The organism is Streptococcus gwangjuense, assembly GCF_003627155.1.
GTDB lineage: Bacteria > Bacillota > Bacilli > Lactobacillales > Streptococcaceae > Streptococcus > Streptococcus gwangjuensis.
The window spans coordinates 728,965-739,521 of record NZ_CP032621.1; the positions used below are offsets into that span (position 1 = coordinate 728,965).

Annotated in this window: 9 protein-coding genes and 1 tRNA gene; all 10 read left to right on the forward strand. The window is 40.6% G+C overall.

The genetic code is table 11. The features are described 5' to 3' along the window. The first annotated feature begins 34 nt into the window (after positions 1 to 34). The 10 genes from D7D53_RS03610 (at position 35) to D7D53_RS03655 (ending at position 10,502) form a co-directional block, all read left to right on the forward strand. Positions 35 to 1,597 (forward strand): 2-isopropylmalate synthase, encoded by a 1,563-nt coding sequence (locus D7D53_RS03610; RefSeq protein ID WP_120770157.1) that lies wholly within the window; start codon positions 35 to 37, stop codon positions 1,595 to 1,597. 11 nt (positions 1,598 to 1,608) lie between these two features. Next, a complete protein-coding gene (gene leuB, locus D7D53_RS03615; protein WP_120770158.1) occupies positions 1,609 to 2,646 on the forward strand; it encodes a 3-isopropylmalate dehydrogenase in 1,038 nt (345 codons plus the stop codon). Continuing rightward, positions 2,643 to 2,912 carry a DUF1294 domain-containing protein gene (locus tag D7D53_RS03620; protein WP_033680381.1) on the forward strand — a complete coding sequence of 90 codons (270 nt, stop codon included), beginning with the start codon at positions 2,643 to 2,645 and terminating at the stop codon, positions 2,910 to 2,912. Before leuB ends, D7D53_RS03620 begins: the two co-directional genes overlap by 4 nt. A gap of 3 nt (positions 2,913 to 2,915) precedes the next feature. Then, a complete protein-coding gene (gene leuC / locus D7D53_RS03625; RefSeq protein WP_120770159.1) occupies positions 2,916 to 4,298 on the forward strand; it encodes a 3-isopropylmalate dehydratase large subunit in 1,383 nt (460 codons plus the stop codon). Positions 4,299 to 4,307: 9 nt separating this feature from the next. Beyond that, complete coding sequence (gene leuD, locus D7D53_RS03630; protein ID WP_120770160.1) at positions 4,308 to 4,901, forward strand: 3-isopropylmalate dehydratase small subunit; 594 nt, start codon at positions 4,308 to 4,310, stop codon at positions 4,899 to 4,901. Between the two features lie 27 nt (positions 4,902 to 4,928). Continuing rightward, on the forward strand, positions 4,929 to 5,708 hold the full coding sequence (locus D7D53_RS03635; protein ID WP_000160505.1) for an L-threonylcarbamoyladenylate synthase: 780 nt from the start codon (positions 4,929 to 4,931) through the stop codon (positions 5,706 to 5,708). A gap of 211 nt (positions 5,709 to 5,919) precedes the next feature. Next, on the forward strand, positions 5,920 to 7,902 hold the full coding sequence (locus D7D53_RS03640) for an McrB family protein (RefSeq protein ID WP_120770161.1): 1,983 nt from the start codon (positions 5,920 to 5,922) through the stop codon (positions 7,900 to 7,902). Next, positions 7,886 to 9,205: an McrC family protein gene (locus D7D53_RS03645; protein WP_174705273.1), complete on the forward strand. Its 1,320-nt coding sequence runs from the start codon at positions 7,886 to 7,888 to the stop codon at positions 9,203 to 9,205. Before D7D53_RS03640 ends, D7D53_RS03645 begins: the two co-directional genes overlap by 17 nt. A 172-nt stretch (positions 9,206 to 9,377) precedes the next feature. Then, positions 9,378 to 10,364 carry a GMP reductase gene (locus tag D7D53_RS03650; RefSeq protein ID WP_000931175.1) on the forward strand — a complete coding sequence of 329 codons (987 nt, stop codon included), beginning with the start codon at positions 9,378 to 9,380 and terminating at the stop codon, positions 10,362 to 10,364. A 66-nt stretch (positions 10,365 to 10,430) separates the two neighbouring features. Continuing rightward, positions 10,431 to 10,502: transfer RNA gene (locus D7D53_RS03655), tRNA-Arg, on the forward strand. Positions 10,503 to 10,557: the final 55 nt, after the last annotated feature.

A 10,557-nucleotide genomic window follows, 5' to 3' on the forward strand; every position in this document is an offset into this window, starting at 1 on the left:
TTTTTAAAACCACATTTGGAAAAGGGGAAATCTTATGAGAACAGTTGAATTTCTAGATACCAGCCTTCGGGATGGAGAACAGACACCTGGCGTTAATTTTTCAATCAAGGAAAAAATTGCCATAGCAAGACAGCTGGAGAAATGGGGTATTTCAGCCATCGAAGCTGGTTTTCCAGCGGCGAGTCCTGATTCATTTACAGCAGTGCAGGAGATTGCCAAAGTCTTGAAGAAAACAGCGGTGACTGGTTTGGCACGCTCTGTCAAGTCTGATATTGATGCTTGTTATGAAGCCCTCAAGGATGCTAAATATCCACAGGTTCACGTCTTTATCGCTACCAGTCCGATTCATCGAAAGTATAAGCTCAATAAGAGCAAGGAAGAGATTTTGGAAGCAATCAGTGAGCATGTCTCTTATGCACGTTCCAAGTTTGAAGTGGTCGAATTCTCTCCTGAAGATGCGACCAGAACGGAGTTGGATTTCCTCCTGCAAGTTGTTCAAACAGCGGTTGATGCAGGTGCATCTTATATCAATATCCCTGATACGGTAGGATTTACCACACCAGAGGAATACGGAGCTATCTTCAAATACTTGATTGAGAATGTCAAGACAGATCGTCAGATTATCTATTCACCACACTGTCATGATGACCTTGGAATGGCAGTGGCAAATAGCCTTGCTGCCGTCAAGAATGGGGCAAGACGAGTAGAGGGAACCATTAACGGTATTGGGGAGCGAGCTGGTAATGCTGCCTTGGAAGAAATTGCAGTGGCCCTCAATATTCGCCAAGATTACTACCAAGCAGAAACTAGTATTGTTTTAAATGAAACCATCAATACGTCAGAAATGGTTTCTCGCTTCTCAGGTATCCCAGTTCCTAAAAACAAGGCCGTTGTTGGTGGCAATGCCTTCTCTCACGAGTCTGGTATTCACCAAGACGGAGTCCTTAAAAATCCTCTCACTTATGAGATTATCACTCCTGAATTGGTCGGAGTCAAGAGTAACAGCCTCCCACTTGGAAAATTGTCTGGTCGCCATGCCTTTGTCGAGAAACTAAGAGAATTGGCCCTAGACTTTACAGAAGAGGACATCAAGCCACTCTTTGCTAAGTTCAAGGCACTGGCCGACAAGAAACAAGAAATCACAGATGCAGATATTCGTGCTCTGGTAGCTGGAACCATGGTTGAAAATCCAGAAGGCTTCCACTTTGATGATTTACAACTTCAAACCCATGAGGACAATGACATCGAAGCGCTCGTTAGTCTAGCCAACATGGATGGTGAAAAAGTCGAATTCAATGCGACAGGACAAGGCTCTGTTGAAGCGATCTTTGACGCTATCGATAAGTTCTTTAACCAATCTGTCCGCTTGGTGTCCTATACCATTGATGCTGTGACAGATGGAATCGATGCCCAGGCTCGTGTTTTGGTCACTGTTGAAAACAGAGATACAGAAACCATCTTTAACGCAGCAGGTCTTGATTTCGATGTATTGAAGGCTTCGGCTATTGCTTACATCAATGCGAATGCCTTTGTTCAAAAAGAGAATGCTGGTGAGATGGGACGCAGTGTTTCCTATCGTGACATGCCTAGTGTGTAAAGGAGAAGGCTATGACAAAAAAAATAGTAGCTCTAGCAGGGGACGGAATTGGTCCAGAAATCATGGAGGCTGGATTAGAGGTTCTGGAAGCTCTAGCTGAAAAAACAGGTTTTGACTATGAGATTGATAGACGACCTTTTGGAGGTGCAGGTATCGATGCTGCAGGGCATCCCTTGCCTGATGAAACCCTCAAGGCAAGTAGAGAAGCAGATGCCATTTTGCTAGCGGCTATCGGTAGTCCTCAGTATGATAGTGCAACGATTCGGCCTGAACAAGGCTTGCTAGCTATCCGTAAGGAACTCAATCTTTACGCTAATATTCGCCCTGTTAAGATTTTTGAGAGTCTCAAGCATTTGTCACCACTAAAATCAGAACGAATTGCTGGGGTGGACTTTGTTGTGGTGCGTGAGTTGACAGGTGGGATTTATTTTGGGGATCATATCCTTGAAGAGCGCAAAGCGCGTGATATCAACGACTATAGCCATGAGGAAGTGGAGCGGATTGTTCGCAAAGCCTTTGAAATCGCAAGAAGTCGGAGAAAAATCGTTACTAGTATCGATAAGCAAAATGTGTTGGCAACATCAAAACTCTGGCGGAAAGTAGCTGAGGAGGTCGCACAGGATTTCCCAGATGTCACCTTGGAACACCAGCTGGTGGACTCAGCTGCTATGCTTATGATTACCAATCCTGCCAAGTTTGATGTTATTGTAACAGAGAATCTTTTTGGAGATATTCTCTCTGATGAATCAAGCGTTCTATCTGGCACACTTGGAGTTATGCCATCAGCCAGTCATTCTGAAAATGGACCAAGTCTCTATGAACCCATTCATGGTTCGGCGCCTGATATCGCAGGCCTAGGAATCGCCAATCCTATTTCCATGATTTTATCAGTTGCCATGATGTTGAGAGATAGTTTCGGACGTTATGAGGATGCGGAGCGTATCGAGCGTGCTGTTGAGGCCAGTTTAGCAGCTGGAATTTTAACGAGAGATATAGGAGGACAGGCTTCGACCAAGGAAATGACGGAAGCTATTATTGCAAGGTTATGAAGTTAGACGAAAAAATTACTCTAGTCCTTTTGATTTGGAATGTCATGGTTTTCTTGATTTATGGTATTGACAAATCCAAGGCAAGGAGAAGAGCTTGGCGCATCCCTGAGAAAATCTTACTTATTTTAGCCTTTACTTGTGGTGGTTTTGGGGCCTGGTTAGCAGGAATCATCTTTCACCACAAGACTCGAAAATGGTATTTTAAAACAGTTTGGTTTCTTGGGATGGTGACCACACTAGTAGCCTTATATGTTATTTGGAGGTAATGGATGGCAGGAAAATCAATTTTTGATAAATTATGGGACCGTCATGTCATCATAGGAGAAGAGGGGCAGCCCCAACTCATGTATGTGGACCAGCACTATATCCACGAGGTGACCAGTCCTCAGGCTTTTCAAGGATTACGAGACGCAGGTCGCAGATTGAGACGACCAGACTTGACATTTGGAACTTTTGACCACAATGTCCCGACGGTCAATATCTACGATATTCGAGATGTCATTTCCAAGGCTCAAATTGATAAGCTAGCTGAAAATGTTGAGGAGTTTGGGATTGAACATGCAGCCCACGGTTCTGAAAAACAGGGAATCGTGCACATGGTAGGTCCAGAAACAGGAAGAACTCAACCAGGGAAATTTATCGTCTGTGGAGATAGCCATACGGCAACCCACGGAGCTTTCGGAGCAATTGCTTTTGGAATTGGGACCAGTGAGGTTGAGCATGTCTTCGCTACTCAGACACTTTGGCAGGTCAAGCCCAAGAAAATGTTGGTGGAATTCACTGGTGTTCCTCAAAAAGGAGTTTACTCCAAGGATTTCATTTTAGCCTTGATTGCCAAGTACGGCGTTGCTTGTGGTGTAGGCTATGTGGTGGAATATCATGGACAAGCGATTGATGCACTAAGCATGGAAGAGCGAATGACCATCTGCAATATGTCCATCGAGTTTGGATCCAAGATGGGAATCATGAATCCGGATCAAACTACCTATGATTATCTCAAGGGACGAGAATGTGTTCCAGAGGACTTTGAAGAGGCTGTGGCGGATTGGAAAACAATTGTCAGTGATGAGGATGCTGTTTACGATAAGGTTATCCAGATGGATGTCTCAGACTTGGCTCCAATGGTGACCTGGGGCACCAATCCTGCTATGGGGGTTGACTTTGACAGTAGCTTCCCAGAAATTAAGGATATGAATGATGAGCGCGCCTACAATTACATGGACTTGGAACCAGGTCAAAAGCCGGCAGATATTGAACTGGGCTATATCTTTATCGGATCTTGTACCAATGCTCGTCTCAGCGATTTGCAACTAGCTGCTCGATTTGTCAAAGGGAAGAAAATCGCTCCCAATCTAACAGCAATTGTAGTTCCAGGCTCTCGTCCTGTCAAACGAGCTGCTGAGAAGTTGGGTTTGGACAAGGTCTTTCTAGATGCTGGCTTTGAGTGGAGAGACCCAGGTTGCTCTATGTGCCTAGGGATGAATCCTGACAAGGTACCTGATGGTGTCCACTGTGCCTCAACCAGCAATCGAAACTTTGAAGATAGACAAGGCTTTGGTGCTAAGACTCATCTCTGTAGTCCAGCTATGGCAGCTGCGGCAGCTATTGCAGGGCGTTTCGTAGATGTTCGGCAAATGCCAGAAGCCCAGTAAGGAGAGGATATGGAGAAATTTACAGTTTATACGGGAACGACCGTTCCTCTCATGAATGATAACATCGACACCGACCAAATCCTACCCAAGCAGTTTCTCAAGCTGATTGATAAAAAAGGCTTTGGTAAGTACCTCATGTATGCTTGGCGTTATTTGGATGACAAGTATACTGAGGATCCAGACTTTGTCTTTAACCGACCTGAATACCGTAAAGCAACTATACTCATCTCAGGGGATAACTTTGGGGCAGGTTCTTCAAGGGAACACGCAGCTTGGGCCCTAGCTGACTATGGTTTTAAAGTCGTGATTGCGGGGTCTTTTGGTGATATTCATTACAATAATGAACTCAATAATGGCATGTTGCCCATTGTTCAGCCCAGAGAGGTTCGAGAGAAACTAGCTCAGCTACAACCAAGTGACCAGGTAATTGTGGACTTGGAACAACAAAAAATCATCTCACCAGTTGGAGAATTCACTTTTGAAATCGATAGCGAATGGAAACACAAGCTCTTAAATGGTTTGGATGATATCGGTATTACTTTGCAGTATGAAGACTTGATTGCTGCTTATGAAAAACAACGACCAGACTACTGGCAGGATTAGAAGAAAAATAGAAAAGGAAATAGAACTATGACAAAACACATTCAATGGAACGGAACACTTTCACAAGAAGGCTATGACATTTTAAAAGGTGAGGGCGGATGTATCGTTTGTCCTACAAAAGTTGGTTATATCATCATGACTAGTGACAAGGCTGGTCTTGAACGTAAGTTTGAAGCCAAAGAACGTAACCGTAACAAACCAGGTGTTGTTCTCTGCGGTAGCATGGATGAGCTTCGCGCTTTAGCACAACTCAACCCAGAAATTGAAGCCTTTTACCAAAAACATTGGGATGAAGATATTCTTCTTGGTTGTATCCTTCCTTGGAAACCAGAAGCCTTTGAAAAACTCAAAGCATACGGTGATGGTCGTGAAGAACTCATGACGGACGTGCGTGGTACTAGCTGTTTTGTTATCAAATTCGGGAAAGCTGGTGAACAATTGGCTGCCAAACTTTGGGAAGAAGGCAAGATGGTCTATGCCTCATCTGCTAACCCATCTGGAAAAGGAAACCGTGGTAAGGTAGAAGGTATCGGAGAACGTATCGAAGGGGCAGTGGACCTTGTCATCGAAGCAGACGACTATGTGGCATCTATCCAGCCTGACAAAACGATTGAAACTCGCTACGAGCAAGGCGTGATGGTGTCTATGGTCGATAAGGACGGCAAACTCATCCCAGAACAAGGAGGAGCGCGATCAACTTCACCAGCTCCAGTTGTGATCCGTAAAGGGCTTGACATTGATAAAATCATGATGCACCTGTCAGACACCTTTAACTCATGGGACTACCGCCAGGGTGAGTATTATTAAGATAAAAAAGAAGTCTAGTGTTATAAGGAAATAAAGCTCTTTACACTAGGCTTTTTATTTAGAGTTTCTTTTCTTTTTTAATAGGATATGATATGCTAGATGCAGAATATATTAATAGAATGTGGTTTCTGCAAAGTAAAATATCTTACTTTGAACGAAACAAATATAATTTACGTCTAACAATAAATTTTTAATAAGCAAGGAAAACACAATGGTTTCAAAACAAACTTTCATTGACAGAATAAAAAAAGAATTCCCAGATGCAATTGAAAATCAAACAAAAAGTTATATTTCTTTTCAGGTTAAAAATAGGAAAGGGAAGTTACAAAATTTTATAGAGATTAAATTTCAAAATAAAGGAATAAAGATTGCCGTTCTCTCTAAGAGTCTTCATGATTCAGATATTTTGTTGTTTAATAAGAAGTCTGATTCATTCGGTTGGACACTTGATGCTGAGTATTTTATTGAGGATGAAAATTCATTAAATGAGATTTTACCTTTTATAAATAAATCTTATGAATTTGTAAAAAGTGGAATTAAATCAGAGTGTTATAAAGTCTTCAAAGAATTTTTGTCTAAATTTGTGAATCAAGCAAATATCTATAATTCAAAAGATATAGAAATTAAACGTTCTCAAAAATTAGATGGAGCTGAACATATTTACCCTGCTCTGACTATTGAGGGGATTCCCTACAAAGTTGAAATGCTTAACACAGGTCATTTTGGTCCAAAGAGTGGTAATGGATATATTAAATCACCTTACTTTGGTTATCGGCTGAGTGACGTGGATAACTCATGGATAAATATAAGGTGTGGTTTTCAGAGATTTAAACTCACAGAATTTAAAATAGTAAAATGGTATAGTAATAATCGAGATGAAGATTTAGATTATAAATACTTTGTCAAGGACTTAGAGTTGGAATCAACTGCTGAACCTAAGGATATTTTAAAAGAGTTTTATGATAATTTCACTAGTTTTTATAGAGAATCAGAAAAGGAAGAGATAAACATGTCAGAAAATATCAACGAGTATAAGAATATCTTATTACAATCCAAAAATCTCATCCTCCGAGGTGCACCTGGTACAGGAAAAACTTATCTTGCTAAAGAAATTGCTAAAGAGTTAACGGAAGGTCATGAGGAGCAAATCGGCTTTGTACAGTTTCATCCATCTTATGATTATACGGATTTTGTCGAGGGGTTGAGACCAGTATCAAATGGTGATGGAGCTATTGAGTTTAAATTACAAGATGGTATTTTTAAGCAGTTTTGCCAGAAGGCTAAAGAAGCTCAGAAAACTGGAGGACAAGATAATTTTGAAGAAACGTGGGCTAAGCTAACGGATGCTATCAATGAAAAGCAAGGACAATACTTCTTCCATCGTAGTTCGGTTCCAGCCAGTTTAAATAGTCAAGGGAATGTGAAGTTTGATTCTCCTGTTGCTACCAAAGAAAAAGTGTATCTTTTATACAAGGGTGAGGAGACTAAGTTAAAGTACGAAACTTATCAAAAAATCGTTTTAGATCACATGAAAGAAAGTTATGGCTTATGTGATTATGTGTCTCCAACGATTGACACAGACAAGAATTTTGTCTTCATCATCGATGAGATCAATCGTGGGGAGATTTCTAAGATTTTTGGCGAACTCTTTTTCTCTATCGACCCTGGCTATCGTGGTGAAATGGGAAGTGTTTCTACTCAGTATGCTAACTTACACAAGACTGATGACAAGTTCTATATTCCAGAGAATGTCTATATAATTGGAACAATGAATGATATTGACCGCTCGGTGGACACCTTTGATTTTGCTATGCGCCGTCGTTTCCGTTTTGTTGAAGTTACTGCCGAGAGTCAAGTTGGTATGCTAGACGATGTTCTCGGTGATGAAGCAGAAGAAGCGAAAAAACGTTTAAGAAACTTAAATGCTGCTATCGAAAATGTTCAGGAGTTAAACAGTCATTATCATATCGGACCAAGTTATTTCCTTAAGTTGAAAGATGTAGATTTTGACTATGAATTGCTCTGGTCTGATTACCTCAAACCACTTTTGGAAGATTACTTACGGGGTTCTTATGAAGAGGATGAAACTCTGGAAACATTGAAAAAAGCATTCGATCTGACAAAGAATGAGCAAAAAGATCAGACAGTAGCTGATGACAATGAAGGCGATGAAAACGATGATGCGGATCACTGATAATCAACACAAGATTGTTAAAGAAGAATTTGTTGAAGAATATCCTAAACTAAGCAATCTTCTTTTAGACAGAACCTTGGAAAGTCTATCCCAAGATGAACGTGTTTTCATTTTTCCAAACGATTTGAAGAATTCCCCTGACTTAGAAAAGGACCAAAAAATCTTTGAAACAGTTAATCAGAAAATCAAGACTGGAAATGTGATTGGTTTTCTGGGGTGTGGTCAGGAAAGATTAACGATTTCCTCTCGCTTTTCTGATGAGAGTAATGACTATTTTTTGCATTATCTTTTACAAAAGGTTTTTCATATCAATCTCACTAGTTTAGATGTAGCTTTGTCGAGTGAAGATAAGCTCTATCAACTTTTGATGTATCTCTTCCCCAAGTATCTACAAGCTGCAATGCGAAAAGGTCTTTATAAGGAATACCAGAGATTTTCTCATAACGACAGTCATGTTAAGGGAGTGATTGATGTAAGAAACCATCTCAAGAAAAACCTTCCTTTCACGGGAAATATTGCCTACACAACGAGAGAGTTCACCTATGATAATCCCCTCATGCAGTTGGTCCGTCATACTATTGAATACATTAAGAATCAGAAAAGCATTGGTCAAGGGGTACTAGATAATCTCTCAACTAGTCGTGAAAACGTAGCTGAAATCGTGCGTGTAACGCCCTCTTATAAACTAGCTGATCGTGCTAAGATTATTCGGGTAAATCAATCTAAACCTATACGTCATGCATACTTTCACGAGTACAGAAAATTACAAGAACTTTGCCTGATGATTCTAAACCAAGAAAAGCACGGTTTAGGGTATCAAGATCAAAAAATTCATGGTATTCTTTTTGATGTTGCCTGGCTTTGGGAAGAGTATGTTCATACTTTGTTGCCAAAAGATTTCATCCATCCACGAAATAAAGATAAGACGGACGGAATTTCAGTATTTTCTAGTCGAGAAAGAAAAGTATTTCCAGATTTTTATCAAGAAGAGCTTAAAATAGTATTAGATGCCAAGTATAAAAAACTGGAATTGACTGAAAAAGGAATCAACCGTGAGGACTTATTCCAGCTGATTTCCTATTCTTATATTTTAAAAGCTGAGAAGGTTGGTCTTGTTTTTCCGAGCAAGGACAAGGTTGTTGATAATGAGATAGGAAAGCTGGCAGGTTATGGAGCTTTGTTAAAGAAGTGGTCTATCCAAATTCCTAGAGAGTCTTCATCTTATCGTGAATTTTGTGAAATGATGGAAAACTCTGAAGAAACTTTTAAAAGGAATATTACTAAAGAAGTGGGGAGAAAATAATCTCTCCACTTTTTTGTCTTTGATATAAGTAAAATCCGAACAATATAATTTAATTTATAAAATTATTTGACAAAAACTGTACTTTAGTTTATAATGAATTAAGGAAACGTCGGAAAAGGCGTAGTGATGCGAGAGCATAGGTAGGTCATTACAAAAGAAACGAGACATCGATATGTTAAATGAATTTCCAATTTTTGATTATGAAGATATTCAATTGATCCCAAATAAATGTGTGATTAAAAGCCGTGCAGAAGCAGATACAAGTGTCACTCTAGGAAATCACACCTTTAAACTACCTGTTGTGCCAGCTAATATGCAGACAATTTTGGATGAAAATGTAGCAGAGCAACTGGCTAAAGGTGGTTACTTCTACATTATGCATCGTTTTGATGAGGCAGGACGCATTCCTTTTATTAAACGCATGCACGAGCAAGGGCTCATTGCTTCTATATCTGTTGGTGTTAAGGACTACGAGTATGATTTCGTTAGCCAGCTCAAGGCTGATGCTCCTGAGTACATCACGATTGACATTGCCCATGGTCATGCGGATAGCGTGATTTCTATGATTCAACACATCAAGAAAGAATTGCCAGATACCTTTGTCATTGCTGGAAATGTAGGAACACCAGAAGCGGTGCGTGAATTGGAAAATGCTGGTGCGGATGCTACTAAGGTCGGAATCGGTCCTGGTAAGGTTTGTATCACCAAGGTTAAGACTGGTTTTGGTACAGGTGGTTGGCAGTTGGCTGCTCTACGCTGGTGTGCCAAGGCTGCGCGTAAACCGATTATCGCTGATGGAGGGATTCGCACTCACGGTGATATTGCCAAGTCTATCCGTTTCGGTGCCAGCATGGTCATGATTGGTTCCCTCTTTGCAGGACATATTGAAAGTCCAGGGAAAACGATTGAAGTCGATGGTGAACAGTTCAAAGAATATTATGGTTCAGCCTCACAATATCAAAAAGGTGCTTACAAAAATGTGGAAGGAAAACGCATCTTACTTCCTGCTAAAGGACATCTCCAAGACACTTTGACTGAGATGGAACAAGATCTTCAAAGTGCTATTTCTTATGCAGGTGGACGTCAGGTTGCTGACCTTAAACACGTTGATTATGTGATCGTGAAAAACTCTATCTGGAATGGGGATGCTTCCCACTAAGACTGGCTATTTGACCAGAAAAAAACTTGTTATTAGAGCAAATTTCTGTTATAATAAAACAAGTTTCCACCCTTAGTGTAATGGATATCACGTAAGATTCCGGTTCTTGAGATGGGGGTTCGATTCCCTCAGGGTGGATGTAAACATCCTAAGAAAGCCTTTAGTAGGGCTTTTTTCTTTTTTCTGACCCAAA